The organism is Brachyspira sp. SAP_772, from assembly GCF_009755885.1.
Taxonomy (GTDB): Bacteria; Spirochaetota; Brachyspiria; order Brachyspirales; family Brachyspiraceae; genus Brachyspira.
This window is the reverse complement of the sequence record NZ_VYIX01000138.1, coordinates 1-747: the sequence shown is the minus strand read 5'-3', so window position 1 is coordinate 747 and position 747 is coordinate 1. Positions and strand designations below refer to the sequence as shown.

General features: G+C 26.7%; 1 protein-coding gene. It reads right to left on the bottom strand.

Features of this window, described 5'->3' with window-relative positions; genetic code table 11:
* Window positions 1-747, bottom strand: a 747-nt coding sequence (locus GQX97_RS13090) for a substrate-binding domain-containing protein (protein ID WP_157152280.1), incomplete at both ends; no start/stop codon positions are given.

Here is a 747-nt window from a genome sequence, read left to right as displayed (position 1 = left end):
GTACGGTAGTAGGCTGAGGCGGGATAGTGAGATGATCATTGATTCTCTCACTTATAATATTTAATACAGAAAGTACAGCATTTTTACCCATTTCATAAGCTTGAGAAGATACAGTAGTAAGACCTATCATAGATGAATAAGGTATATTATCATAACCCATTAAAGATATATCATTAGGTATTGATATTCCATACTCTTCTGTTGCTTTCTTTATACCAAAACACATAACATCGCATGCAGAAAATATAGCAGTATAATYRAGCTTTGATTTTATTATATCTTTCATTTGMTYATARCTTTCWTCAAAATTAAAATTTGCTACTTTTTTATATTTGGTATTGTCAAAATCTATATCATTATCATTTAATGCTTTTATAAACCCATCAAATCTTTCTTTCTCTGTGCTAATATCTTGAGGACCTGCCATATATATAATATTTTTATGCCCCAAGTCTATTAAATATTTAGTTGCATTATAAGCCCCTATTTTATTATCGGAACCAACATAATTTATATTATCAAACTCTACTTTCCTATCCAAAAAAACAATTGGTAAATTAGAATTATTCATTATATCATCAAAATATTTTGTACTTCCTACAGATGGTATTATAATATATCCTGATACTCCTATATTTGTTATATCTTTAAAATTTGATATATCTTTATTTTCTTTGAACTGAGAAAGTATAATATGATATCCATAAAGATTAGCAGTATTTTCTATTCCTTCAATGATATTTGCAA